The 25,612-nt window shown below is 45.5% G+C and carries 21 protein-coding genes and 1 pseudogene; 10 read left to right on the forward strand and 12 right to left on the reverse strand.

All coding sequences use genetic code 11. The annotated features are described in order from the left end of the window. Nucleotides 1–106: 106 nt before the first annotated feature. Nucleotides 107–1,114, reverse strand: a complete 1,008-nt coding sequence (gene pspF, locus R7Q39_RS03605) for a phage shock protein operon transcriptional activator (RefSeq protein WP_017820869.1) — start codon at nt 1,112–1,114, stop codon at nt 107–109. Nucleotides 1,115–1,346: 232 nt separating this feature from the next. Between pspF and pspA the strand changes: the two genes are divergently transcribed. The 7 genes and pseudogenes from pspA (at nt 1,347) to R7Q39_RS03640 (ending at nt 8,687) form a co-directional block, all read left to right on the forward strand. Next, complete coding sequence (pspA, locus tag R7Q39_RS03610; RefSeq protein ID WP_005378119.1) at nt 1,347–2,018, forward strand: phage shock protein PspA; 672 nt, start codon at nt 1,347–1,349, stop codon at nt 2,016–2,018. A 14-nt stretch (nt 2,019–2,032) separates the two neighbouring features. Further along, nucleotides 2,033–2,266 carry an envelope stress response membrane protein PspB gene (gene pspB, locus R7Q39_RS03615; RefSeq protein ID WP_005378117.1) on the forward strand — a complete coding sequence of 78 codons (234 nt, stop codon included), beginning with the start codon at nt 2,033–2,035 and terminating at the stop codon, nt 2,264–2,266. After that, nucleotides 2,259–2,648, forward strand: coding sequence for an envelope stress response membrane protein PspC (pspC, locus tag R7Q39_RS03620; protein WP_025766867.1), 390 nt, complete (start codon nt 2,259–2,261; stop codon nt 2,646–2,648). The genes pspB and pspC overlap by 8 nt, the downstream gene beginning before the upstream one ends. A gap of 161 nt (nt 2,649–2,809) precedes the next feature. Further along, on the forward strand, nt 2,810–3,841 hold the full coding sequence (locus tag R7Q39_RS03625) for an efflux RND transporter periplasmic adaptor subunit (RefSeq protein ID WP_318075784.1): 1,032 nt from the start codon (nt 2,810–2,812) through the stop codon (nt 3,839–3,841). Nucleotide 3,842: 1 nt separating this feature from the next. Further along, nucleotides 3,843–4,941, forward strand: a pseudogene (locus R7Q39_RS03630) (efflux RND transporter periplasmic adaptor subunit). Beyond that, the gene (gene vmeI, locus R7Q39_RS03635) at nt 4,938–8,048 is read left to right on the forward strand and encodes an efflux RND transporter permease subunit VmeI (protein WP_318075785.1); all 3,111 of its coding nucleotides are present in this window, start codon (nt 4,938–4,940) and stop codon (nt 8,046–8,048) included. The pseudogene R7Q39_RS03630 and the gene vmeI overlap by 4 nt, the downstream one beginning before the upstream one ends. Nucleotides 8,049–8,120: 72 nt before the next feature. Then, on the forward strand, nt 8,121–8,687 hold the full coding sequence (locus R7Q39_RS03640) for a DNA-3-methyladenine glycosylase I (protein ID WP_005378109.1): 567 nt from the start codon (nt 8,121–8,123) through the stop codon (nt 8,685–8,687). A gap of 24 nt (nt 8,688–8,711) precedes the next feature. Here the strand turns inward: R7Q39_RS03640 and R7Q39_RS03645 are convergent, their stop codons facing one another. The 4 genes from R7Q39_RS03645 to cls form a co-directional block, all read right to left on the reverse strand. Then, nucleotides 8,712–9,572, reverse strand: a complete 861-nt coding sequence (locus R7Q39_RS03645) for a lipase secretion chaperone (protein ID WP_054574032.1) — start codon at nt 9,570–9,572, stop codon at nt 8,712–8,714. 12 nt (nt 9,573–9,584) lie between these two features. Next, a complete protein-coding gene (locus tag R7Q39_RS03650; protein ID WP_054574033.1) occupies nt 9,585–10,490 on the reverse strand; it encodes an esterase/lipase family protein in 906 nt (301 codons plus the stop codon). 248 nt (nt 10,491–10,738) lie between these two features. Then, nucleotides 10,739–11,944 (reverse strand): cystathionine beta-lyase, encoded by a 1,206-nt coding sequence (locus tag R7Q39_RS03655; protein WP_017820862.1) that lies wholly within the window; start codon nt 11,942–11,944, stop codon nt 10,739–10,741. Nucleotides 11,945–12,155: 211 nt separating this feature from the next. Then, a complete protein-coding gene (gene cls / locus R7Q39_RS03660) occupies nt 12,156–13,610 on the reverse strand; it encodes a cardiolipin synthase (RefSeq protein WP_005378105.1) in 1,455 nt (484 codons plus the stop codon). Between the two features lie 430 nt (nt 13,611–14,040). Between cls and R7Q39_RS03665 the strand changes: the two genes are divergently transcribed. The 3 genes from R7Q39_RS03665 to R7Q39_RS03675 all read left to right on the forward strand — a co-directional run bounded on the left by R7Q39_RS03665 (nt 14,041) and on the right by R7Q39_RS03675 (nt 17,159). Further along, nucleotides 14,041–15,411, forward strand: coding sequence for a sodium-dependent transporter (locus tag R7Q39_RS03665; RefSeq protein WP_042522154.1), 1,371 nt, complete (start codon nt 14,041–14,043; stop codon nt 15,409–15,411). Between the two features lie 82 nt (nt 15,412–15,493). Further along, nucleotides 15,494–16,186 carry a TIGR01621 family pseudouridine synthase gene (locus tag R7Q39_RS03670; RefSeq protein WP_054574035.1) on the forward strand — a complete coding sequence of 231 codons (693 nt, stop codon included), beginning with the start codon at nt 15,494–15,496 and terminating at the stop codon, nt 16,184–16,186. 31 nt (nt 16,187–16,217) lie between these two features. Then, entirely contained in the window at nt 16,218–17,159 is a 942-nt protein-coding gene (locus R7Q39_RS03675) for a class I SAM-dependent methyltransferase (protein WP_054574036.1), read from the forward strand. 213 nt (nt 17,160–17,372) lie between these two features. Here R7Q39_RS03675 and R7Q39_RS03680 read toward each other — a convergent pair whose 3' ends face one another. From R7Q39_RS03680 to R7Q39_RS03710, 7 genes are all read right to left on the reverse strand, one after another. Then, entirely contained in the window at nt 17,373–18,428 is a 1,056-nt protein-coding gene (locus R7Q39_RS03680; RefSeq protein WP_161441608.1) for a hybrid-cluster NAD(P)-dependent oxidoreductase, read from the reverse strand. A gap of 80 nt (nt 18,429–18,508) precedes the next feature. Further along, the gene (gene hcp, locus R7Q39_RS03685) at nt 18,509–20,170 is read right to left on the reverse strand and encodes a hydroxylamine reductase (protein ID WP_161441607.1); all 1,662 of its coding nucleotides are present in this window, start codon (nt 20,168–20,170) and stop codon (nt 18,509–18,511) included. A 174-nt stretch (nt 20,171–20,344) separates the two neighbouring features. Beyond that, a complete protein-coding gene (norR, locus tag R7Q39_RS03690; RefSeq protein ID WP_161441606.1) occupies nt 20,345–21,874 on the reverse strand; it encodes a nitric oxide reductase transcriptional regulator NorR in 1,530 nt (509 codons plus the stop codon). Nucleotides 21,875–22,076: 202 nt separating this feature from the next. Further along, nucleotides 22,077–22,556: a glycine zipper 2TM domain-containing protein gene (locus R7Q39_RS03695; RefSeq protein WP_005386695.1), complete on the reverse strand. Its 480-nt coding sequence runs from the start codon at nt 22,554–22,556 to the stop codon at nt 22,077–22,079. A 123-nt stretch (nt 22,557–22,679) separates the two neighbouring features. Further along, on the reverse strand, nt 22,680–23,291 hold the full coding sequence (locus R7Q39_RS03700; protein WP_318075786.1) for a CDP-alcohol phosphatidyltransferase family protein: 612 nt from the start codon (nt 23,289–23,291) through the stop codon (nt 22,680–22,682). Next, nucleotides 23,284–23,931, reverse strand: coding sequence for an ATP-binding cassette domain-containing protein (locus R7Q39_RS03705; RefSeq protein ID WP_017820855.1), 648 nt, complete (start codon nt 23,929–23,931; stop codon nt 23,284–23,286). The genes R7Q39_RS03700 and R7Q39_RS03705 overlap by 8 nt, the downstream gene beginning before the upstream one ends. Then, complete coding sequence (locus tag R7Q39_RS03710) at nt 23,897–25,606, reverse strand: ABC transporter permease (RefSeq protein WP_017820854.1); 1,710 nt, start codon at nt 25,604–25,606, stop codon at nt 23,897–23,899. Before R7Q39_RS03710 ends, R7Q39_RS03705 begins: the two co-directional genes overlap by 35 nt. Nucleotides 25,607–25,612: the final 6 nt, after the last annotated feature.

Here is a 25,612-nt window from a genome sequence, read left to right on the forward strand (position 1 = left end):
TCGCTCCAAACATAAAATCCATACACTGTAAGGTGTTATGCCATAAATGCATGCGAATTAGAGCGCAGTCACGAGCTCGTGTATTGATTGAGTACTCTCGGTCAAGTTAGCTTTGTCCGACCAAACCATATTTTCTAACCATCCCTCGTAATTGGTGATAGCTCAAGCCAAGTAGCTCGGCTGCTTGTCGTTGATTAAACTTGGCTTCTTCCAATGCACGATTGAGTAAATGGATATCTTGTTCCTCTTGCCATTGTTTATAGTCTAGAGGGAATTGGATGGTGTTGCTTGATGCTTCCTCTTCTTGTTGTTCTGCTTGTTTTGCACTATGGCCAAGCGCGCTGTGCCAAACCGTTTCAAAAGGATTGAAAACCAGTTCATCAATTGGGTGAGCATTCAGACCATGTTGGTAAATCGCACGTTCAATCACGTTTTTTAGTTCGCGGACGTTACCGGGCCATTCATATTCAATAAGCGACTGCTGCGCTTTTGGGGTAAAACCGACAAAGTATTCCAGTTGCAGTTCACGACACATTTTCATCGCGTAGTGCTCTGCTAAAGAGAGAATGTCTTCTTTGCGCTCGCGAAGAGGCGGTAACATAATGACATCGAAGGCTAGCCTGTCGAGCAGATCCGCACGAAAATCACCTTGCTCTGCCAATTTTGGTAGGTCGGCATTGGTTGCACAAACAAGTCGAACATCCGCATTGAGAGCGGTATGACCGCCAACTCGCTCATATTCACCATATTCAATGACACGTAATAGCTTTTCTTGAACCAAAAGTGGTGCGGTTGCCAGTTCGTCAAGAAACAAAGTACCGCCCTCGGCACGCTCGAAACGCCCTTTATGCTTACCTTTAGAGCCCGTGAAGGAGCCGGATTCATGTCCAAACAATTCGGAATCTATTAGCCCTTCGCTTAATGTCGCACAGTTGAGTGATAGTAGTGGTTTATCCCAACGTCTTGATAAATAATGCAAACGCTGAGCGATGAGTTCTTTACCCGTACCTCGTTCACCAATGATGAGGACAGGGCGCTCAATGGGTGCAAGTTGTGATACTTTATCTAGTACAGCGAGAAAAGCAGGTGATTCACCAATCAGGTTTTGCTTCATAAAGTCCTTCTTATTTAACAGCCGAGCCATGATTTAGAGATAGAGTTGGTAAATTTCACCAACAGTTGGTGAAAAACATCATAGCACAATAGTGTGTAACGACAACAAAATGAATAACGCTCTGATTTAAAAGAAAATTATAAGTTGGCACGTTACTTGTTATATATTCAGGGAGACACAAGGTTAATCACCACCTTGTCGAGTTTTAATAGGAAAAAAGAGGAGTTCCGTTATGGGTATTTTTTCTCGATTTGCAGATATCGTTAACTCAAACATCAGTGCATTACTGGACAAGGCGGAAGATCCTGAAAAAATGATCCGTCTTATCATTCAAGAAATGGAAGACACACTTGTTGAAGTGCGTACTAACTCGGCTAAAGCGATTGCAGACAAGAAAGAGTTGGCTCGTAAGGTTGAAACGTTAGAAGAGCAAATTGGCGAATGGGGTCAAAAAGCGAGCTTAGCATTAGTTAAAGAGCGCGAAGATCTAGCTCGTGCAGCATTAATTGAAAAGCAAAAGCTAGAGCAAGTAATTAAAGGCCTCCACACTGAGCAAACCTTAGTGGAAGAAACGATCGATAAGCTTACTGGCGAGATTGGTAAGTTGGAAAGCAAAATTGCTGAAACGCGCGCAAAACAGCAAGCACTAGCAATTCGTAACCAAACTGCATCTAACCGTCGTGATGTGCAAAAACACCTGCACACTAGCCGTACTAATGAAGCGATGGCGAAATTTGAGCAGTACTCACGTAAAGTGGATGAAATGGAAGCGGAAGCAGACCTATATGCTCAAACTGGTAATGCTAAATCGCTAGAACAAGAGTTTGCAGAGTTGCAGGCACAAGACGAAATTGAAAAAGAGTTGGCAAAACTGAAAGAACAGATGTCATCGAAAGATAAATAAGAAAGGAGCCATTTATGTCGGCATTTTTTATAGCAGGACCAGTGATTGTCTTTTTAATCTTTGTCGCTCCACTATGGCTCTTCTTACACTATCGCAGCAAACGCAAAACAGATAGTGCACTGTCGAGCCAAGATTTAGAGCGCCTTCAGGTACTATCTGAAAAAGCGGAAGCGATGCAGTCCCGAGTTGATACATTGGAGCGCATCTTGGATGCTGAGTCACCAACATGGAGACGCAAGTATGAATAATCGAGAACTGTATCGTGATCCAGTAAATGGCAAAATCTCCGGTGTTTGCGCCGGAATTGCCAACTACTTTGGTGCAGAAGTTTGGTTGATTCGTATTGTAGTGATTTCTGCAGCGCTGTTAGGTGGTACGTTTTTGGTATTGTTAGCGTACATCGCGATGGCGTTTATGTTAGAAAAGCAACCAGTAACGTATTCTGAAAATATCAGAGCGCAGCAAGAGCATACGCTCAAAAGTAAGCCTTGGCAGAAAGGGCAAAGCCCTGATCAACTGCTCAGTGTGTTGGAAAGGGATTTTGACCGTCTTGATGGCAAAATTCGTAACATGGAAGCGTATGTTACGTCTGATACATATAGGGTGAACAGAGAATTCAGTAAGCTCTAGGCATTTTGTATCCAAAGAAGATTTAACTGAAGCAGGCATAAAGCCTGCTTTTTTATCACAAATTACTAATTTTAAAGCACTATTAATCTTTTCTGCTCTGGAAGTTCGTTCAAAATTCATCTACTTTAAAAATAATCCCCCAATTTTTATGGATGAATGTAATGAGAAAATTGCTCATTCCTATTGCCATCTCGGCTGTCTTGTCGGGGTGCGGTAAAGAACTTCCTCCTGTTCCTGAACCTGAATCGCGCCCTGCGAAGCTATTTACAGTATCTGTTGGCAATGCCCAGTTTGAGCGACATTTTCCTGCCACGACGGAAGCTGGCGATAGAGCAGTACTGACATTTCGAGTTCCAGGGCTTCTTCAAACGATAGAAGTGAATGAAGGTCAAGTCGTCAGTAAAGGTGATGTTTTGGCATCATTAAACCCAGATGAATATTCTCTGCTCGAACAGCAAGCTCGGGCAAATTTTTTGCTCGCAGATGTGCAATACAAGCGATACCAAAAGCTACGTAAAGACCAAGTAGTATCTGAGCAAGATTTTGATGAGGCAAAAGCGAACCATAACTCGGCAAAAGCTCAATGGAATCAAGCAAAGGCAAACTTAAGATATACCAAACTTGTCGCGCCATATGATGGCACTATTTCGTACATTCCAGCAGAAAACCATGAATATGTTGCCGCGAAAGAAGGGGTGATGAATATTCAGTCCAACCAACTCCTCAAAGTGATATTCCAAATCCCAGACTATCTTCTAAATCGTTACACCCAGGGGAGCGATGTCTCTGCCAGAATGATATTTGATGCGTTCCCCGAGCGAGCCTTTGACTTAACCTTTCAGGAAATCGATACAGAAGCCGACCCTAAAACGGGCAGTTACAAAGTCACGATGGTTATGGAGCGGCCAGCAGAAATAGGCCTTTTGCCGGGAATGTCTGGCAATGCTTACCTCCTGTCCAAAAGTGCAGGAGCGACAAAGATTCCTAACTCCGCGTTGCTAGAAGAGAACGGCAAAACATACGTTTTGCGTGTCGATGAGCAAGGCATTGTGTCCAAAGCCGCAATTGAGATGAATGACAAAAATCAAGTGTTAGCTGGGCTTAACGATGGCGACCAAATCATTATCTCGGGTGTCAGTGTAATTGAACCCGGAATTAAGGTAAGAGCGTGGATTAAGGAAAGAGGGTTGTAATATGAAAGGAATCATCTCTCTAGCGACTTTACTTTCAACGCTTTTTCTCGTTGGCTGTGGGGATAAGGCGCCAGAAAAAGAGCTCGAAACGCCACGAGTTAGGGTTACGTCATTAGCGGGGAAACAAGGTGGACGACAACTTGTACTTCCCTGCGGTTGCGAATGCAGCGGATCGCTCTCATTTGAGCTTCAGAGTGGCAGGAGAAGTCAGCCGCATCATGGTAAAAGAGGGCGACAAAGTCACGAAGGGTGATGTTATTGCAACGCTAGATCCCACGGACTATGAATTGGATGTAGATAATGCGAGTGCGCGTTTTTCTGTTGTCGACAGTCAGTATCGCCGCTCACGCCCTTTGGTTGATAAAGGCCTATTAGCTAAGTCTCAGTTTGATGAAATTGCAGCACAACGACAAATCGCCTTAGCAGAGCTTCAGTTAGCCAAACTTCGTCTATCATTTACTGCCTTAAAAGCGCCCGTGGATGGGATTATTTCGCGAGTTAATATCGACCAATTCGAAAATGTTCAAGTCGGACAGCATATCGTTAATATTCACAGCTTGGAGCGAGTCGAAGTGTTGATTCAGCTTCCAGACCGCCTCTATGTGAACCAACCGCCAACGGAAGAAAGACTCACAGCGATCAAAGCATTGGTGCGCGTGCCCAGCGGTAACGAATATAACGCGACGGTAAAAGAATTTACGACCGAACCCGATCCAACAACAGGTACGTTTACTGTCACACTGTCGCTTCCTATGCCGGAAGAAGAGTACATCCTAGATGGTATGGCTGTTGAGGTAACGTCTAAAGACGAGAATGTTGGGCTTGATCTCAACCTAGGAATTAATGTCCCTATCGAAGCCATTTTTAATGCGGACGGTGACGAGCTAGGACGCGAAAATAAATTTGTTTGGGTGTTAAATGAGAACAATACAGTATCGCGCAAACAGGTGCGAGCAGGTAAGGCATCTAAAACGTCCATTCAAATCCTTGATGGTCTCATGCTCAAAGACAAAGTTGTGATTGCCGGTGTTTCTCGATTAAGGGATGGCATGAAAGTGGAAGTGATACAGGAAATGGCTACGCAGGAGGCCGGTCTATGAGCGATCTTAATAAATCAGCGCCTCAAAGTGATGATGATGTGACCGGTATTGCTGCGTACTTCATCCGAAATCGCGTCATCAGTTGGATGGTCGCACTGATATTTTTGATTGGTGGTATCGCCGCATTCTTTGGTTTAGGGCGTCTTGAGGACCCTGCTTTTACTATTAAAGATGCGATGGTAGTGACCTCTTACCCTGGTGCGACACCGCAACAAGTCGAAGAAGAAGTGACGTATCAAATCGAAAAAGCGATTCAGCAGCTTACTTATGTTGATGAAGTAAATTCGATTTCTAGCCGAGGCTTATCTCAAATCACGGTCACGATGAAGAACAATTATGGCCCTGATGATCTACCACAAATTTGGGATGAGTTGCGCCGTAAAGTGAACGACCTTAAAGGGACGTTGCCTCCAGGTGTGAATGAACCTCAAGTGATCGATGATTTTGGTGATGTTTACGGGATTTTGTTAGCGGTGACTGGCGACGGTTATAGCTATAAAGAGCTACTGGATTACGTCGATTACTTACGCCGAGAGCTCGAACTGGTTGATGGCGTGAGTAAAGTTTCGGTATCTGGGCAACAGCAAGAGCAAGTGTTCATCGAAGTATCGATGAAAAAATTGAGCAGTATAGGTCTTGCTCCGGATACCGTGTTTAATCTTCTTTCGACGCAAAACGTAGTTTCTGACGCAGGAGCGATCAGAATTGGTGATGAGTACATCAGAATTCAGCCGACTGGCGAGTTCCAGAGTGTGGATGAGCTAGGCGATTTGTTGATTACTGAGTCGGGTGCTCAGGGGCTCATCTTCTTGAAAGATGTGGCGGAAATAAAACGTGGTTACGTAGAAGTCCCGAATAATATTATTAATTTTAACGGAAGTCTTGCACTAAACGTCGGCGTTTCTTTTGCTGAAGGCGTCAACGTCGTTGAAGTCGGAAAAGCGTTTGATCATCGCCTTGCAGAGCTAAAGTACCAACAACCTGTTGGTATCGAAATCTCGGAAATTTACAGTCAGCCTAAAGAGGTGGATAAATCGGTTAGCGGTTTTGTTGTCAGCTTGGCTCAAGCTGTCGGTATCGTCATTATCGTACTTCTGTTCTTTATGGGGCTACGTTCTGGGCTACTTATCGGTTTAATCTTGCTGCTGACGGTGCTGGGTACGTTCATTTTCATGAAGTATCTCGCGATAGATTTACAGCGGATTTCATTAGGTGCCTTGGTTATCGCATTGGGTATGCTGGTGGACAATGCCATCGTTGTGGTTGAGGGGATTTTGATTGGTACTCAAAAAGGGCGAACTCGACTCCAAGCAGCGACCGACATTGTTACCCAAACAAAGTGGCCATTACTTGGGGCAACTGTGATTGCGGTAACTGCATTTGCGCCAATTGGACTGTCTGAAGACTCGACGGGCGAATACTGTGGCACTTTATTTACGGTTCTGCTGATCTCTTTAATGTTGAGCTGGTTTACCGCTATCTCGTTGACACCATTCTTTGCTGACATCTTCTTTAAAGGCCAGAAGATTAAACAAGGTGAAGGGGAAGAAAATGATCCATATAACGGGGTTATTTTCGTTATTTATAAAAAGTTTCTTCAGTTTTGTATGCGTCGTGCTTGGTTTACCGTTGTGGTGCTGATTGCGGGATTAGCGGCAAGTGTTTACGGGTTCACCTTTGTGAAGCAAGCGTTTTTCCCATCTTCGACAACGCCGATTTTTCAGTTAGATGTATGGATGCCAGAAGGAACTGATATTCGAGCAACTAACACAACGCTTAAAGAGTTAGAAAGTTGGTTAGCTAAGCAAGAGCATGTTGACCATATCACGACGACCGCGGGTAAAGGCTTACAGCGCTTCATGTTAACGTACGCGCCAGAGAAAAGTTATGCGGCTTATGGTGAGATAACCACTCGTATGGAAAACTACGAAGCGTTAAAACCATTAATGGCGAAGTTTCGAGAGTATTTAAAAGCCAACTACCCAGAAATCAATTACAAGCTCAAACAGATTGAATTAGGCCCTGGTGGTGGTGCAAAAATTGAAGCGCGCATTATTGGTTCAGATCCAACCGTCCTTCGTACGATAGCCGCTCAGGTCAAGGACATCATGTATGCCGATCCTCAGGCAACAAATATCAGGCATGATTGGCGTGAACGAACCCAAGTTCTTGAACCGCAGTTTAACGAGAGTCAGGCACGTCGCTATGGCATTACAAAATCAGATGTCGATGACTTCTTGTCTATGTCATTCTCTGGAATGACGATAGGCCTTTACCGAGACGGCACGACGCTCATGCCTATCGTGGCTCGCTTACCTGAAGATGAACGTATTGATATTCGTAACATCGAAGGCATGAAAATATGGAGTCCAGCACAGAGTGAGTTTATTCCACTTCAACAAGTCACAATGGGTTACGACATGCGTTGGGAGGATCCTATTATTGTGCGTAAGAACCGTAAGCGTATGCTCACTGTGATGGCAGACCCTGATATTCTAGGTGAAGAAACCGCATCGACGTTGCAAAAACGTTTACAGCCCCAAATCGAAGCGATTCAAATGCCTCCTGGCTATTCACTAGAGTGGGGTGGTGAATACGAATCTTCTGGTGATGCTCAAGAGTCGCTGTTTACTACCATGCCAATGGGGTACTTGTTCATGTTCTTGATCACTGTATTCCTATTTAACTCTATCAAAGAGCCACTCATTGTTTGGCTTACCGTGCCACTGGCGTTAATTGGTGTCACCACCGGTTTGTTGGCGCTCAACACGCCGTTTGGTTTTATGGCATTGCTCGGCTTCTTAAGCTTATCGGGAATGGTGCTCAAAAATGGCATCGTATTACTGGACCAAATTGAAATTGAAATGAAGTCCGGTAAAGAGGCTTATGACGCGGTCGTTGATGCTGCGGTAAGTCGCGTCCGTCCCGTTTGTATGGCTGCTATCACGACGATCCTTGGTATGATCCCACTGTTGCCAGATATTTTCTTCAAACCAATGGCGGTTACGATTATGTTTGGTTTGGGTTTTGCGACAGTCCTGACACTGATTGTCGTGCCAGTGTTGTATCGTTTGTTCCATAAAGTGGCAGTACCGAAACAGGCTTAGTGCTACTGATATAACGATGAAAAATATCGCGCCTCTAGCTCATCAGTTAGAGGCGCTTTTTAAGGAAGAATAATGACAGAACAAAAAACGTGTGCGTGGGCGATGAATCACCCATTAGAACGCGAATATCATGATTCCGAATGGGGCGTGCCAGTATATGACGACCAAGTCCTGTTTGAATTTATTACTTTGGAAGGTGCGCAAGCTGGGCTTAGCTGGATCACCATCCTTAAAAAACGCGAAGGTTACAGAGAAGCGTTCGAGAACTACGACCTAGATGCGTTGGAACAAAGAAATGAAGAACGCGCTGAATACATCGTGGAAAACTTCGATGTTGTGAGACATCGCGGAAAGATTAACTCGGTATTTAGTAATGCCAAAGCGGCTAAAGCGTTAATTGCTGAATACGGGAGTTTATCAGACGCGTTGTGGCAGTTCGTGGACGGTGAACCAATCGTCAATCAATGGCAACATATGAGTGACGTACCAGCTTCGACAGAGCAATCCAAAGCCATGAGTAAATTCCTAAAAAAGAAAGGCTTCAAGTTTGTCGGTGAAACCATCTGTTATGCTTTCATGCAAGCCGTCGGCATGGTGGATGACCATATCGTTGGATGTCCTAAAAAGCAGAATAAGTAACGTTTGGCGATTAAGCTAATGTTGTTAGTTCTGGCTATCATGAATACGTTCCAAAGCTTCGATTCGACGCCATTGAGTGGTATCGAAGCTTTGTTTTCTTAAAGCAATGATTTCTGCCTGTTTTTCGTCTTGCCCTAGAAAATCTCTATTCAGAATATTTTGACGCTGCTTTAAGTAAGTGGCGAGTTGAGTCTCAAATGATGCTCTTTGCTCATCAAGCTTTTGGAGCCTCTGCGCTCCGGCATCTCCTACCAGAGCAACACGGGCGATGTACTTGTCTTGTGAATCAAGCTGAGAAGCTTGCTCGAGCTGCTTTGCTAATGCGTTATTGCGTTCACTTTCTCGTATGTAATCCGGTTGTTCTGATAACGCTTGATTGAGAAGGTGTTCTTGACTCTCGCTATCCGATGCCTGTGTTTTAATCGTCAGCTTTTCTAAAGCAAGTTGGCGAAGTCGGTTTTCTTCGTCAAACAATTGGGTTATCTGCACCTCGTTAAAGTATTGAAGCTGTAAGTTCAGTATTGCTTCATTCAGCATGGTTAACTGTTCAAGCGTTAGGTGGTTGTGCTCAAAAGGCTCTAATGCAGAGAGTGCTTGCTTGTAGGAAAGGTAGGTTTGAAAAAGTTTGGCATCAATATTCAGAGTTTGCTTTGCTAAAGTGTCATCATTAACTTCCGCTTTGATCGTATCGAGATCTTCTTCGCCCAGCCGGCTAAGAGAATATTCGAAGAAGTCTTTTGGGGAAGAGACATCGGCGGCTATATCTTGCTGAGATTGCGAATGGTTAGAGGTTATCTCTTGTTGTTTGTCGCTTTGCAACAGAGAAAGCGCTCCCACGCCAAATATCGAGAGCAGGATAAAAGTGGTGAGAGCGACTTTCTTCATTGTGATGACCTCTTATAAACCTTGAAGTTTGAGACGATTTGCATGTTGGCGATAAAGCGTGACTGGATCGGTTTCAAAAAGATGATGAATACCGAGTAGGCCGTTAATTTCATCCAAATGGTTCATTTGATAATCATCACGTATGACTTTGCCCAAATGTGTGCTGCACGCACCAACTAAGCCATCATTTGGCCCATCAAAGGCTAAGCCAAGTACCATCATGGCAGCATCGGTCGGATCGAAAACGTTTGTAAAAGTGGATGATCCGGTCCATGAGTAGTAATAAACGCCATTTGAAGCCAGCAAGTCACCATTACCACATTCACTGGTAGGGACTCCCTCCGGGTAGTGTTGGTTAAACGCTAATGATCCTTCCGTGGTTAATGCTGCTAGTGAGGCTAAAGGGTCTTGGTCGAGATCAGAACCACCTGATAGAAGATTAATAAGAGTAGTTAAGCCTTGCGCCAGTTTTACCGCGAGCTGCTCACTACCCGAACCCTCAGATACGGTGCCACGAACTAAATCTGCCACTTTAGACCCTTTATTAACGCCTCCTATACTCGTAACTGATGCGACTAGGTCAGGACGGACAGAGGCAACATAGCGCGTTGTTGGACCACCATGACTGTGACCAATGAGATTGACTTTCTCTGCGCCTATTGCTGCAAGTAAGGTTTCTACTTGAGCAAGCAGTTGCTCCCCTCGAACTTCGCTGCTATTGGTCGCGGATACCTGTGCAACATAAACCGTAGCGCCATCTTTTGTTAAGGAATGTGGTATTCCGAAAAAGTAATCAACGCCTGCCAGGGTATCAAAACCAAACAAACCGTGAACCAGAACAATCGGATACTTGGTTTGGGTATAACCTGTTGCAGCGTATACGGAGGTTATTGGGACGGTAACTAAGGTAAAAAGCATTAGCGCTATAAATTTGAGTTTCAAAACTATCTCCTTGTGGTATGACCTCTTATGAATGATAAAAAGTAGGAGAGAAACTCTAAATTTGAAAAGCCTATTTATGGCACATTATTTCATTCTGTGACTGCTCAATTGAAAAACAACACAAATGATTAACATCAATTAATGGTTCGAGTGAATGTTAGTTAATTCTAATTAAGTCAGGGGTTTATAAAAACGCCCCGCAATGCAGGGCGATTCAATCATTGTTATAGGGAGACTTCTTTTTCAAGCATTAAGGCGTTATAACGCGCAAAACCAGCCTCTAAATCAGCGATCAAGTCATTTACGTCTTCTAAGCCAATATGAATACGAACCAAAGTACCTTCAAAGTGTGGGTGAGCTACGGTTCTCAGGCTGTTAAAGCTCTTAGGTTCGTTAGCTAGAATGAGGCTTTCATAACCGCCCCAAGAGTAACCCATACTGAAGTGTTTCATACCATCAAGCAGAGCCGTCGTCGCTTTTGGATAAGACGTTTTGAGAACAAATGAAAACAAGCCGTTTCCACCTGTGAAGTCTCGTTTGAAAAACTCATGGCCAGGGCTTGTTTCTAAAGCTGGATGGCGGACATGATCAACTTCTGGGCGAGAAGCGAGCCACTGAGCGACTTTTAAACTGCTTTCTGCGTGCTGTCTTAGGCGAACATCCAACGTGCGAATACCTCGAAGACCTAGGTATGCGTCGTCAGGAGAAACGCACTGACCCATCAGGTAGCTTTGTTCACGAAGCTGATCCCAATACTTTTCAGAAGCCACAGCAGTACCTAGCATGACATCTGAATGTCCAACGATATACTTAGTCGCCGCTTGAATGGAAATGTCTACGCCATGCTCGAAAGGAGAGAAGTTCACGCCAGCTCCCCATGTGTTGTCAAGCATCACAATGATATCTTGCTCGTGGGCAATGCGCGCTAATGTAGGTACATCTTGGACTTCCATGGTTATTGAACCAGGAGATTCTAAGAAAAGGACTTTGGTATTCGGCTGAATCAAGTCTCGGATACCTTCACCGATCATTGGGTCATAATAGGTGGTTTCGATGCCCATTTTCTTCATGATGGTGTTACAAAAGTCACGAGTTGGTTCGTAACAAGTGTCCACCATTAGAATGTGATCGCCAGTTTCAACGAAAGAGAGGATGGCGTTTGAAATTGCTGCCGTTCCACAAGGGTAAAGCGCGCAACCAGCTCCACCTTCAATCTCAACCATTGCGTCTTGGAAAGCAAAGTGCGTGTTGGTGCCTCGGCGACCATAAAACAACGTTTTGTTTGCACGATTAATGGTGGCTTGGTTCTTTTCTGCAACTGTATTGAATACCACAGTTGAAGCGCGTTGAACGGGTGGGTTTACAACACCATTTGTCCACTTTTTATCGCGGCCAGCGGTAATGAGTTTGGTTTTTTTTCCCTCTGACATAAAAGTTCCCTGTCTTAAAGATTGCGGTTTGGAATATTTAAAACATGGACGACGTAGGTTATGCAAGGGAAAAGTCAGCTATCAGCCAATAACAGCCAAGATGAACAGGTAATGATGTCGAGAGGTATCGTGTAGATAGGGAGCTAAAAGAACAAACCTCCAGCAGGATGCATGTAGCGCTGGAGGTTTTTTAGTCGGTGTATTTGAGGTATTAAAGGAGTGGATTGAAGAGATAGAACACTCGCTCTAAGAACCGAGAAAATAGGCTCCTTTTCTCCCATTCTTCCAATACAACAGTGTGAGATTGCTTAATATAGCTATCTTGTAACCAAGACATTTGCTTGGTGAACTCTTCGTCATCAACGGCGAGGGTCACTTCGAAGTTCAGCCACAAGCTGCGCATATCCATGTTTACGGTGCCAACTAAACAGAATTGGTCGTCAATTACGACAGATTTTGTATGCAGCAAACCACCATAAAACTCATAAATCTTGACCCCTGCACTCAAGAGCTCACTATAAAAAGCGCGTGACGCCCATTGTACCATCATAGAGTCATTTTTATGGGGAATAATGAGTTCAACGTCAATGCCTCGTTGTGCTGTCATCTTTAACGTTTCGAGTAAATCAGCATTGGGCACGAAATATGGTGTTGTGATTCGTACCGAGCGATTGGCTTGGTTTATTGCCAATGTTAATACTTGATAGATCAGATATTCCGGCATACCTGGGCCAGAAGGCACAACCTGAATAGGGTGTTGGAATTCACTCTCATCGATCTTGCATTCAGGTAGTCTCGGTAAATGACGTTCGCCAGTTTCGACTTCCCAATCCCAACAGTGGATGGCACTCAATACGTTTACCGTTGGTCCCGTAATGCGAACCATGATGTCCACCCAATGCCCGACGCCACTGTTTTGCTTGAAGTAAGCCGGGTCAACCAAGTTCATTGAACCTGTATAAGCAATTTCATCATCAATTACGATGATCTTGCGATGTTGGCGAAGATCAAGACGACGTAAGAAAATACGCCACATCTTCACTTCTAGCGCTTGAATAACTTCAATTCCAGCATCCTGCATCATTCGATACCAAGGACTTCTGAAAAAACGCGGGCTACCTGCTGAATCGAGCAATAGTTTGACATCTACGCCGCGTTTAGCCGCTTGGATAAGTGCAGAAGCGACAGAGTCAGCCAAACCACCCGGATGCCAAATGTAGAATACCATTCGAATACTGCTCTGCGCGTTTTCGATGTCTTCAATAATGGAATGCAAAATCTCATTAGGTGACTGTTGCAGCGACAATGTATTGCCGCTCAATGCGGGAAGACCAAGGCGGTTGTTACAAAGTTCATCGATTCGGTAGATGTGCCTTCCCATCGTTTCTGGGTTGTGCGCGTTACAGTCGTTAAGTTGACTGAACCACTTCTCGAATGGTGTAAACATCTCTTTCGCACGTTCGGCTCGTTTTCTGCCTAAGTTCAGTTCACCGAAGAGGAAATAACATGCGACACCCAGAACGGGAAGGATATAAATGATCATTAGCCAAGCTAAAGACACGCTCACTGCACGGCGCTTTAAAACGACACGAATGGTCACACCTGCGACCAGTAACCAATATAGCCCAATGCCAGCTAAAGTAAGAAAGTGATAAAACTTGTCCATATACGCTCAGAGTAATATGCCCTTCTAGGATATTAAGCATAAAAGTGGGTTGGGGGAATAGATTTCCCATTTAGACGTGGGATTGACCTTATATGAGGAACGAATTTCATAACAGCTGATTCTGTTATTTTAATGTGAAAAATAAGGTCATTCTTTAACTTTTGAACAAAAAAGCAGCATTTAACCTGCGTAACTCGACACTTGTGCGATAAATGTACTTTTTTGGGGTTCCAATTTTAAAGGGGAGCTGCTTTACTTTCTAGACATAGTGCGTCGAACGCTTATTTTATAAGTGTACAATAATTTTTACATAAACTTTTTAGACGCCTATCTCTATGCATACACAACAAACTAATTTTGGAGAAAAAGCGTGGCTACAACTAATACAGCAGCACCACGTGATACGTGGGGGTCTAAACTAGGCTTCGTAATGGCAGCAGCGGGTTCCGCTGTCGGTTTAGGCAATATATGGAAATTCCCTTACACAGCAGGTGAGAGTGGCGGCGGTGCATTCGTTGCTATCTATCTTATCTTTGTAATTTTTATCGGCTTTAGCGTGATGCTGACAGAGTTCGCTATTGGTCGTAAGACAGGTCTTTCTGCCGTAGGTGCATTCAAAACAACTGACCGACGCTGGACGTTTACTGGCGTTATGGGAGTCTTCAGTGGTCTTTTGATCATGGGCTTCTACCCTGTGGTTGGTGGTTGGGCATTGGCCTACATCTTTAAAGTGGGTGGTGGTCTACTCAGCGCGCCAGAAGCAATTGGCGACAGCTTTGGCGGTTTCATCTCAGATCCGATTCAACCTTTAATGTGGATGGGTGTTTACCTGTTCCTTAACGTCATGATTGTGATGAAAGGGATTTCGGGTGGTATTGAGAAAGCCGGTAAGGTTCTGATGCCGCTTCTGTTCTTAATCCTAATCGTTGTTTCTGTTAAAGGCTTGATGCTGCCAGGTGCAATGGCTGGCCTTGAGTTCTTATTCATGCCGGACTTTTCTAAAGTCGACAGCAACGTGGTTCTTGCTGCACTAGGACAAGCGTTCTTCTCACTTAGCTTAGGTATGGGTTGTATGATGACGTACGGTTCTTACCTGAAGAAGAAAGAGAACCTAGTTCAAACAACCGGTATGGTTACAGCGATGGATACTGGTGTCGCGATTCTTGCTGGTGTTGCTATGTTCCCAGCAATGTTTGCCTTTGGCATGGAGCCTGCGGCAGGCCCTGGTCTTGTATTCGTTGTCGTTCCTCAGCTATTTGCTGAAATGGGCGGTGTGATTGGGTTGCTATTCGCGTTGTTATTTTTCATCGGTTTGACGGTGGCGGCATTAACTTCTTCAGTATCACTATTGGAAGTTGTCGTGTCTTACCTAATTGACGAGAAAGGCATGAAGCGCTCTAACGCAGTTCTGTCTGCAAGTGCAGTTATGGCGGCATTATGTATTTTTGCGTCACTATCGTTAGGTGGAATGGGACCAACGCTGTTTGGTACCGGTGCCTTTGATATCTTCGACTTGCTAACGGACAAAATCTTCTTAGCGGTTGGTGGTATGTTGGTTTGTATCTTTGCAGGATGGCGCCTAAGCCGTGCTGAGCTAGAAAAAGAGATCACTAATGACGGCGAAGTATCCTTCCCGCTATTTGGATTGTGGTACAACCTAGTTAAATACCTGATTCCTGTTGCGATTGCTATTGTTGCCTTCATGGGGATTAAGTCTGGCTTTGATAGTGGCAAAGGTGAAATCATGCTGCTGGGTATCGCAATCATTGGTCTTGCTGGCATTTTCTCGAAGAAGCTTTAGCAAATACCTTGGGGGCAAGCCTCGATAGCTTTGTCCGATAACTTATGTATACTGCTGGCTCCAAACGTGGAGCCAGTTTTTTATGTTCGATATTCTACATACCCATCCCGATTTTCTGATCATCAATAAGCATCCCAACGTCTCTGTTCATAAAGACGATGGCGACACAATGCTGCTGCAAGAAGTGGCTAAGCAGAGTGGTGATCAGCAGCTCTATCTTATCCATCGCTTGGATAAAATGACATCGGGTATTCTGCTCCTCGGACGCAACGCCAAAGCGGCCAGTGCGTTATCGCAAGCTTTTGCTGACCGCCAAGTGGAAAAGTTCTATCTGGCGATTGGCTCTAAAAAGCCGAAAAAGAAACAAGGTTTGGTCGTTGGTGATATGGAGCGTTCGCGCCGTTCATCATGGAAGCTGGTCAACAGCAAAAATAACCCAGCCGTCACCCAGTTTTTCTCTCTTGCGGCAGAGCCCGGAGAGCGCCTATTTTTATGTAAGCCACACACTGGTAAAACGCATCAAATCCGCGTGGCATTAAAATCGGTTGGCTCAGGTATTGTTGGCGACCCGATTTACAATGCAGGCAATGAGGCTGATCGCGGTTATCTGCATGCATTTTCACTTTGCTTCCAATACCGAGATGAGCAATATCGCTTTGTTTGCGACCCACGAGAATACCAAGTGCTGGGTAACAAATGGCACAGTGAAATCGTCTCTCAGGGTTTGGATACTTGGCTTTCCCCTTGGGAACTGAACTGGCCTACGATCAAATAACCGTCACAAAGAAAACTAATAAGAGAACTCGATGCAAGCATCACAACTTCCGCTGTTTTTTCAGCATCTAGAAACCGAGCTCGCGCAAGCTCCGAACGAAATTCGTCGACTGTTTCATGGTCGTGGCCGTCGTTTTGAGGGCTTAGAGCAAATTACCTGTGATTGGTTACAAGGTCAGTTGATCATCAACTTGTTTAAAGAAGTCGACGACGCGTTTCTCGCTGAGCTGAAAAGCGGCCTCAATGCGTTGGCACTATCACCACTGTGGGCAGACAAGCAAGGTCGTACTATGGTTCTTCAGCACCGTTATGCCGATGGTGCGCCTTCAGAAGTGCTTGTCGGTGAATTAGACGCTCGCCCTGTCGTTGAAGAAAGCGGTTTGAAATACCAATTGGATATTGGCCGCAACCAAAACTTCGGTCTGTTTTTGGACATGCGCTACGGTCGTGATTGGGTACGGGAAAATGCGAAGCATAAAAACGTGCTTAACTTGTTTGCTTACACGTGTGGCTTTTCTGTCGCTGCCATTGCAGGTGGCGCAGATAAAGTGGTTAACGTCGACATGGCGAAAGCGTCGCTGTCTAAAGGTCGTGAGAACCACAAGCTAAATGGTCATAACATCAACCAGGTAAGCTTTATGGGACACGATATCTTTAAATCTTGGGGTAAGATTAAGAAATCTGGTCAGTATGATTTGATCATTATCGATCCGCCTTCATTCCAGAAAGGCAGCTTTGCGCTGACTAAAGACTACAAAAAGATTCTACGTCGATTGCCGGATTTGTTGGCAGAAGGCGGTCAAGTGATGGCATGTGTGAACTCACCATCTGTGACAAGCGACTTCTTGATTGAAAGCATGAAAGAAGAAGCGCCAGAGTTGACATTCCGTGAGCGTCTGGATAACCCACCAGAGTTTATGGACGTAGACAGCGAAGCAGCATTGAAAGTGTTGCTGTTTAGCGAGAAGCAATGACGACGAAACGAAAGTTGTACCTATCTATAATACCAGCCGTTTGAGTACGGCTGGCATCTCCGCGATACCCCGTCAATCTGAATAGCGAGACGCGAGTGTGATTCAGAGTCTATTATCAGAGTGAGTTATTCCTAACACGCTGATATTAGATTCCTGACCTCGCCTAGGCTCGTCGCAATGACGGGAAACAATAAAAGATCGATACCAGCAGCATTAACCGATCTGCACTTCAAGATCCGCTTCGATGGTTGATGAGCAGGCGAGCACATAGCCTTGTTCAATTTCTTCTTGCGTCAATGTTTCTAGGCTGGTGGAAGAGACGTTGCCTTTACGAACCTTGCATTTACACGAGCCACAAATCCCGCTTCGACAAGCGACGATTAATGGTAAACCTGCGCCTTCGAGCGCATCGGCCAGTACCTGACCTTTTTGCGCATCAATGGTTTGAGCAAAATCAGGAACAAAAATGTTAACCGTCTCATCGGAGACCGATGTTTCTGCGCCAGTCGCTGGCGTAAAACTCTCTTGGTAGAAGTTCATCATGTCAAAACCAAGGTCATTCAAATAGCCGCGAACATCTTGCATAAACTGGCTTGGACCACACAGGTAAACGGTGCGCTGTTTGAAATCAGGAACAAGCTCTTTAAGCCAGTCGGCATTCAAACGACCTTGTGGGTGCGATGTTCCTTCTCGGTTTTTCAGCAACAGCTTTAAATGGAAGTTGGGATACACAGCGTCGAACGTTTCTAGCTGGTCGTAGTAAATCGTCTCTTCTGGGCTGCGTGCAATATGAAGAAATGCGATGTCCACATCGTTGTCGTTTTCATCTTGATTACTCAGCCAGTGTTTTGCCATCGAAAATACGGGCGTGACGCCGCAACCTGCACTGATAAGCAAGGCTTTTGTTTCGCCATTACGTAAAACGGGTGGGTGGTCAATGCAGTTAAACTCGCCCGCTGGTGGTAATGCTTGAACGGTATCACCGAGCAGCAGCGAGTCAACGATGTAGTTCGATACTTTACCGCCAGATACTCGTTTGATGGTGAGTTGAAGGTGATCGTCTTCATTGATTGAGCTGATTGAATAGGCACGAAACTCCATTTTTCCATCAATTTCGACGCCTAAGTTAATAAACTGGCCTGGCTTAAACTGAAACAGAAGTGATTCGGTTAGTTCGGCCAATTTTATGCTGACGGTGTCGTGTGTTTCGAAGTATTTGTCGATGCAACGGAGTGTGACGGGTTGGTTACCTTGCCATTCAAAAAACATAACAATCTCTTTGGTTGTGGCTATTTTTAGTTCGAAATAGATAGCGCCTCCACGTAAGGAGGCGCGAACAAGCAGGTTTATTAGGCTGCTAGGATGGCTTTTAGATCATCCTGAACATTGCCAATACTGCGCATATCGAACTTCTCTTGGATGATGGCGATTAGGTTTGGCGTTAGGAATGCCGGTGCAGTGGGGCCTGTGTAAATGCCTTTCACGCCCAATGCAAATAGCGTTAGCAAGATAACGATCGCTTTTTGCTCGAACCAAGAAAGCACAAGCGTGAGTGGCAGTTCATTGATGTCACAGTCAAACTCTTTCGCCAGTGCAAGTGCAAGCTGGATTGCAGAGTAAGCATCGTTACATTGGCCCACATCCAATAGGCGAGGAATGCCGTTGATATCGCCAAACGTATTCTTGTTGAAGCGGAACTTACCACACGCCAAGGTCAGGATTAGCGTGTCTTCTGGTGCTTCAGCCGTAAAATCGGTGTAGTAGCTACGTTCCGCTTTATCGCCGTCACAACCGCCGACTAGGAAGAAGTGCTTGATGTTGCCTTGCTTCACTTGGTAGATAACCGCAGGGGCGGCGTTCATCAGTGCATTTCGACCAAAACCAACCGTGATGTGGTGTTCGATTTCATCGTGTTGGAAACCATCTTGCGCTAGAGCACATTCAATCACTTGGCTAAAATCATCGCCTTCGATGTGAGCCACACCAGGCCAGCCAACAATACTACGAGTGAATAAACGGTCTGCGTATTGACCCACATTTGGATTCAACAAGCAGTTTGACGTCATTACGATTGCGCCAGGGAAGTTTGCGAATTCTTTCTGTTGGTTTTGCCATGCGCTGCCGTAGTTGCCGACAAGATGAGGATATTTCTTCAGCTCAGGGTAGCCGTGTGCAGGCAGCATTTCACCATTGGTGTAAACGTTAATGCCTTTGCCTTCGGTCTGTTGCAGGATTTTTTCTAGGTCATGCAAATCATGGCCAGAAACAAGAATACATTTACCTTTTACTGGCTTGACGTTCACCGTGGTTGGTTCTGGATGGCCGAAGGTCGTTGTTTCACCTTGGTCGAGCATTTCCATCACTTTGTAGTTCATCAGGCCGATGCGCATTGAGCAATCAAGTAGTTCGCCGAGATCTTCAGGGTCTGTGCCCAACCACGCCATGATTTCATGGTATTCGGCATAGATATCGTTGTTGGTTTGCTCAAGAACACGTGCGTGCTCCATGTACGCGGCTGCACCTTTAAGTCCGTATAGGCAAAGTAGGCGTAGGCCAATAACATCTTCATGTACTTGGTCCTTACCACGGTTCACCGCGACTTGAGGAGCAAAAGTTAAGGTCGCTTCTGCGCTGTTTGGTAGCTCGAAGTTGGCAACGGCAGGAATGTCAGTAAGGTTGGTGTTTGACAAAGTCGCAGCAGACATTACTTGCTCTTTTAACAATGCTTTGTACGTTGCGGCTTGAGAAGTTAACTCTAGGATGCGTTCAGGGTCGAAGTTAACGTTCGTCAATGTAGAGAAAAATGCCTTGGGTGCCCATTGGTTGATTTCATCGTTAATGATGTTGAATTCAAGTGCTTTTGATGCCCAAAAAGAAACCCCTTGCAGTGTGTAAACCAACACGTCTTGCAGGTCAGATACTTCAGAAGTTTTACCACACATACCTTGTGCAAAAGAACAACCTTTAACAGCAGGGGTTTGAATTGTCTGTTCACATTGAATACAGAACATATTGGGTTCTCCAGTGATTGTTTTAATAGTCGTGATGTTGACCACTAGAGAGCAGAATGCGTGCCAATTATTATCTTGTTGATTTTTAATGATGTTATTTGTTTTTGATAGGGCGAGTGATGTAATTAAGACAACGTAAATGATGTCTTAATTACATCAGCTTCTTGTGGTCGGTTATTTATTGATCCCGAGCTTTTTACCCATCCGATATAAGTTCCCGCGATCCATTTGTAAAAACTCCGCTGCTTTTGCCCAAACGCCACCAGTTTGGCTCAAAGCATGTTCAATTAAATCACGTTGATAGCTTTCTATTAGCTCTCGCATTGGCTGGCTTTCTTTGGGTAAATAATGCGATGTGTTTTTTACATCATCGAGAGCCAATGAGGTGTCGAAATGGTTAAGCATGATCGTGCTTGCGCCTTGTTGAATGGCGTGTAAAGCCGCGCGAGTTAACGTATGTTCGAGCTCGCGTACGTTTCCGTACCAAGGTGAAGACTCCAGTTGAGCCAACACCTTAGGGTGAACGTGCAGGTTGGGCGCATTAAATTGTTGGCGTACTTTTTCTAACAGGTATCCTGCTAAAACGGGCATATCCCCGTCACGGGCACGCAGTGGGGGGACTTGGATTGGGAACACGTTTAAACGGTGGAAAAGGTCTGCTCGAAACGTGCCAGCTTCGACCTCTTTTTCTAATTGTCGATTGGTCGCGGCGATGATGCGCACATTGACCATCAAATGCTGATCGCTACCCACACGTTGCAGCTCGCCTTGCTGAATTACGCGCAGCAATTTTGCTTGCAAAATCATAGGCAGTTCGCCCACTTCATCAAGGAAAATCGTTCCACCGTCTGCCAGTTCAAACTTACCGGCACGGTGGCTATTAGCACCTGTAAATGCGCCTTTGACATGGCCAAACAGTTCACTCTCAGCCAGACCTTCAGGCAGGGCCGCACAGTTGACGTAAATCATCGGCTTATCGCTACGATGAGATTGCGCGTGTACCGAGTGCGCGACCAGTTCTTTACCAGTACCGGTCTCTCCTGTGATAAGTACTGCGTAATCTGATTGAGCAACAGTCGCAATGTTGTTTCGTAACTGGTTGATCTGTGGACTCAAACCCACCATTTCGCCATGTTGAGAACGGGCTTGCTGGATAAGGGTTTGAGTGACGCTTTTTTGCTTCTGGTTTTGCGCTTTGAGCGCTTTTAACTGAGCAATGTTACGCAATGTCGCAGCGGTCAAAGCCGCAAAGGTTTCGATAGCGACAGGATCGATGCCATCAAACGCGCCCACCGTTAGTGCATCCATCGTTAGTGCGCCAACAAGTTGGCCTTCGACATACAAGCTAAAGCCCATGCAATCGTGAACATCAATACATTGGTCTTCAGTTAATAGTGTGCCGTCGAAAGGATCCGGCAGTGAACAATCGGCATCGAAACGCACCGGTTCACGGCTATGAATAATGGCATCTAAGCGAGGGTGCGCCTTGGGGAAATAGCGACGACCTAAGACCGAGCTGGATAAGCCTTTTACCGCGACAGGAGTTAGAAAACCATCCTCATCGAAGATAAACAGGCAGCTCGCATCACATGGGAATACTTGCGCGACCCCATCAATGAGATTTTGATATTGCTGCTCGTGAGAGCGATTTGAGCTGAGGTTTAGCGCGATATTAAGGAGTACGTGGTCAACAGTCGGAGTCATAACAAGCCCAAAGTTATCTGGAATGGGCTCATGCTAGCAACTTGATGTCATTTGAACATCGAAAGGTGTGGGAGATTGATGTTCCATTGACGACGATCAAGTTTGATACGAAAAGAAACGCGCAAGTTAACAAGCCAGTGATGTAAGCTTGCGCGGGTTAGGTGTTTGAATCAAAGCAGGCCAAAGGTTTGGTTCGTCCGAATTAACGAGGAACGACTCTGGCGTCATTACCAGAAACATTGATTTGGACCGCTTGGCCTGGTTGGAAAATCATGTTTGGATTTGCTTCTTGAACAATAGAGATAATCTTTCCGTCCTCTAAACGAATGGTCAGATTCACGCCATTTCTTTTCGCGGTTGCTTCAGCCGCTTTGCTGCCTGCATAGCCACCCAATAGACCACCACCAATGGCAGCGATATCCGAGCCAGAACCGCCCCCAACTTTTGAGCCTAAGATCCCGCCCACGGCAGCACCAGCGATGGTGCCAATGGCATTGGATTGGGTAGAGGCATCAATGGTTACGGGTTCTACTTTTTCTACTGTGCCGTAGTAAACCTGCTGAACTTTGCGAGTGTCGGATGAGCCGTATGCATCTCCGTACGGGTTAGGTGAGCTACAGCCGCCAAGCACGAGCGCACAAGTAATGGTGAGCAACATGCCTAAATTGATCTGTTTTTTCATATAGCCTCCGAATGGTTTCTTCATTCAAAGAGTATATACCCCAATTTAACCTGCGTTTTGGTGCTTTATAAAACAGTGGCTTAGCGGCCTGTCCCTTAAGGAAACGCGATTGTCTAAGCAGTATTAATGATCGTTAAGCGTATGAAACCCTGAATAAATACGTGTAAAAGTAGTAAACCAGCATGCCGCGCCAAAGATATACGCGATGACGGCAAAGTGTTGCGGTAGCAAACAAAATAAAATCAAGCAGCCAATGGTTTCTGTACCTTCGGTTAAGCCGCTCATGTAGTAAAGCGATTTGTTTTTATATACCGGATTATCGATGCCTTGTTTTCCTGCCATGATGGCAAAAGCCAAAAAGCTACTACCAGTGCCGATGAAGGAAAAAATCAAAAATGCGCCTGCAACGGCATTGTGCTCTGGGTTGGCAAGCACAAAGCCAAAAGGAATCAACGAATAGAACAAAAAATCTAAGCTGATATCAAGAAAACCACCCGCATCGGTAATGCCCAGAATCCTTGCCAGTGCTCCGTCTAACCCATCACAGATTCTGTTCAGCAAAATAAACAGCAACGCCAACAAGTACTGTTCGGCGAGCAAAGCAGGCAGGGCAAAACAGCCAAGCACAAAACCAAATACTGTCGTCTGATTTGCAGTGATACCACATTTATCGATATATGTCGCACTGAGTGCCAGCGGTTTGCGGATGAGCTTTATACTCAGGCTATCAAGCATGATTTGTCTCCCACGGCCAGTTTATGCAGCGGCTGCCATCAGGAATATCGTCTTCATCGTGCGTTACCATCAAAGTAGGGATGTTCGCTTGCTGCAATTGTTCGACCACCCAATTGCGAAATTGTACACGCAGGTCTTTATCCAACTTGCTATAGGGCTCATCAAGTAGCGCAACTTTCGGCTTTGCTAGCAGCATACGAGTCAATGAGATACGGGCGCGTTGCCCTCCCGAGATTTGGTCAGGAAAGGACTCTGCTAGCTTGGTCAATGAAATGTTCTTCAGTGCTTGCATGGCGTGAGCTTTACGCTCTTCACCTTTGATTGAGTTTGGTAGCGCGAAGGCAAGGTTCTCCCACACCGTTAAATGAGGGAAGAGCAAATCTTCTTGGAACAGAATACCGACCTGACGCTTATGGGCAGGGAGGGCATCCAACTTTTCGTTATCAAGCGTAATGGCTCCAGAGTAATTGAACTCGGCGGATAGGTGCCCGGCAATGGCATCCAACAAAGTGGATTTACCACAACCGCTAGGCCCCATCAGGGTAACGATTTCACCTTTTTCTACGGTCATATTAAACGCCGAGAAAAGCGCGTCGCCATTGGTTTTACGGATGGCGAGGTTTTCGAGACAAAGACTCATTCAGTAGTAAACCTTTTATAGACAAGCGGCGATACGTCCTGTGCAAGTGGCTAAGCAGTATCGCAAAAGAGAAGAACATGAATGGCAGCAGAGCTTGCCAAATGGCGTAAATAGCGGTGACACGTCGGTCAAAACCACTGGATAGTGCAACGGCTTCGGTTGTGATGGTGCTAATGCGCCCAGCCCCTAGCACTAATGTAGGTAGGTATTGCGCTAGGCTGACACTAATACCGACAGCCCACGCGAATGCAATCGCAGGTAGGAGGATTGGCAGTTTCACTTTTAACCAAGCTTGCATCGGTGTTTTACCCAAGCTGAGTGCGACGCGAGTTAAGCTGTTATCGAAGCTGCGCCACGGCCCGTCTAGCGAGAGGTAAATAAATGGGAATGCGAAGAACACATGCGCCCAGCATACCCAAAAGAAATACGCGTTACTGTTTAAGTACAGTGTTACCACTTGCATACCGAATAGCACCGATAATTGAGGAATCAGCATCGGGATGGCGATGATGTAACCGGGTATCTGCCAGCGATAACGAAGGCGATACTCATGTGCTATTAAAGCAAGAACTAGCGCGATAGTCGCGCTGATCAGGGCGATTGACATACTTTGCTCTAGAGTCCCTAGAATACTGTGCCATTCGTATTCCCAAAAACGCAGGCTGTAACGGCTTGGGAGCAAATCTGGAAAGCGCCAACGTTGAGCAAAGCTCCACAGCACCATGAGTGGAATCATTAGAAGTGCAAGTAGCGCAATCAGTGAAAATAGGGTTTTACCGGGTAAACGAAACCCGTTTCGACCAGAGTACTGCCAGCGTTTGAAGCCTTTGGTCGTTAACCATTCCACCAATCGAGCGAAACCAATCAAAAGACTAGCCATCACAAACAGTATTACTGCGCCAGCGGCCGCTCTTGGTAGGAGCGATAAATCTGGATCGTTAAACCATTGCCATACCAAAACCGCAAACGTCGGCGGGTTGGTAGGGCCAATAATCAGGGCGACATCGACAACGGACAAACTGTAAGCCAATACCGCCAGCATTGGGAAACGAAGTTTTGCTAACCATTGCGGAAATACGCATTTCCACCACGCTTGCGCCGAACTATAGCCCATCGAGTGACTGACTTTTTCAACCTTATCGACTTTCAATTGCTGAAGGATCGGAATACTCATCAACAATAAAAACGGCACTTCTTTAATCGCAAGCATGATGACCAAACCGAGTGCATGTGGGTCTTTAATCAACAATGCTAAGTCATTCACCGTTTGTGCATTCGGGTCGTAACCAAACAGTTGGTTGAGAACACGAACGCCCATACCAGTTGGGGCAAACAAGAACGCAAAGCCAATTGCAAACGCGACGTGCGGCATCGCGAGAAGTGGGGAAAGGCTAACTTCAATTTTTCGCCAAAACTTGCTGCCCCAAGACGCCTGTAGAATGGCAAACGTGATGAAGCAAGCCAAGTAGCTACTGAAAATGGCGGAGTAGAAAGTAAGCCCGATGGATGTCCAAACACCTTCCCAATCAAAGACGGCATTGAAGCCATCAAAAGAAAAGTGGTGTAGACCGATAGGAGGTACATAACCGAGCGCAGAGACCACCACTCCAAGTAGTCCCGGAATGGTAGGCAAAATACAAACTGCGATAATGACTAAATACAGCGCTCTTAACATGGATTC

The sequence above is a fragment of the Vibrio sp. 947 genome, from assembly GCF_033339115.1.
GTDB lineage: Bacteria > Pseudomonadota > Gammaproteobacteria > Enterobacterales > Vibrionaceae > Vibrio > Vibrio alginolyticus.

What these genes read in the sequence shown, in the direction of transcription:
- R7Q39_RS03695 (WP_005386695.1), bottom strand. Translation starts at nt 22,556, where the DNA reads ATGAAAAAACAGATCAATTTAGGCATGTTGCTCACCATTACTTGTGCG.
- R7Q39_RS03705 (WP_017820855.1), bottom strand. Translation starts at nt 23,931, where the DNA reads ATGAGTCTTTGTCTCGAAAACCTCGCCATCCGTAAAACCAATGGCGAC.
- R7Q39_RS03700 (WP_318075786.1), bottom strand. Translation starts at nt 23,291, where the DNA reads ATGCTTGATAGCCTGAGTATAAAGCTCATCCGCAAACCGCTGGCACTC.
- hcp (WP_161441607.1), bottom strand. Translation starts at nt 20,170, where the DNA reads ATGTTCTGTATTCAATGTGAACAGACAATTCAAACCCCTGCTGTTAAA.
- vmeI (WP_318075785.1), top strand. Translation starts at nt 4,938, where the DNA reads ATGAGCGATCTTAATAAATCAGCGCCTCAAAGTGATGATGATGTGACC.
- R7Q39_RS03655 (WP_017820862.1), bottom strand. Translation starts at nt 11,944, where the DNA reads ATGTCAGAGGGAAAAAAAACCAAACTCATTACCGCTGGCCGCGATAAA.
- R7Q39_RS03675 (WP_054574036.1), top strand. Translation starts at nt 16,218, where the DNA reads ATGCAAGCATCACAACTTCCGCTGTTTTTTCAGCATCTAGAAACCGAG.
- R7Q39_RS03665 (WP_042522154.1), top strand. Translation starts at nt 14,041, where the DNA reads ATGGCAGCAGCGGGTTCCGCTGTCGGTTTAGGCAATATATGGAAATTC.
- pspC (WP_025766867.1), top strand. Translation starts at nt 2,259, where the DNA reads ATGAATAATCGAGAACTGTATCGTGATCCAGTAAATGGCAAAATCTCC.
- pspF (WP_017820869.1), bottom strand. Translation starts at nt 1,114, where the DNA reads ATGAAGCAAAACCTGATTGGTGAATCACCTGCTTTTCTCGCTGTACTA.
- pspA (WP_005378119.1), top strand. Translation starts at nt 1,347, where the DNA reads ATGGGTATTTTTTCTCGATTTGCAGATATCGTTAACTCAAACATCAGT.
- R7Q39_RS03710 (WP_017820854.1), bottom strand. Translation starts at nt 25,606, where the DNA reads ATGTTAAGAGCGCTGTATTTAGTCATTATCGCAGTTTGTATTTTGCCT.
- cls (WP_005378105.1), bottom strand. Translation starts at nt 13,610, where the DNA reads ATGGACAAGTTTTATCACTTTCTTACTTTAGCTGGCATTGGGCTATAT.
- R7Q39_RS03650 (WP_054574033.1), bottom strand. Translation starts at nt 10,490, where the DNA reads ATGCTTTTTACCTTAGTTACCGTCCCAATAACCTCCGTATACGCTGCA.
- R7Q39_RS03670 (WP_054574035.1), top strand. Translation starts at nt 15,494, where the DNA reads ATGTTCGATATTCTACATACCCATCCCGATTTTCTGATCATCAATAAG.
- pspB (WP_005378117.1), top strand. Translation starts at nt 2,033, where the DNA reads ATGTCGGCATTTTTTATAGCAGGACCAGTGATTGTCTTTTTAATCTTT.
- R7Q39_RS03680 (WP_161441608.1), bottom strand. Translation starts at nt 18,428, where the DNA reads ATGTTTTTTGAATGGCAAGGTAACCAACCCGTCACACTCCGTTGCATC.
- norR (WP_161441606.1), bottom strand. Translation starts at nt 21,874, where the DNA reads ATGACTCCGACTGTTGACCACGTACTCCTTAATATCGCGCTAAACCTC.
- R7Q39_RS03640 (WP_005378109.1), top strand. Translation starts at nt 8,121, where the DNA reads ATGACAGAACAAAAAACGTGTGCGTGGGCGATGAATCACCCATTAGAA.
- R7Q39_RS03625 (WP_318075784.1), top strand. Translation starts at nt 2,810, where the DNA reads ATGAGAAAATTGCTCATTCCTATTGCCATCTCGGCTGTCTTGTCGGGG.
- R7Q39_RS03645 (WP_054574032.1), bottom strand. Translation starts at nt 9,572, where the DNA reads ATGAAGAAAGTCGCTCTCACCACTTTTATCCTGCTCTCGATATTTGGC.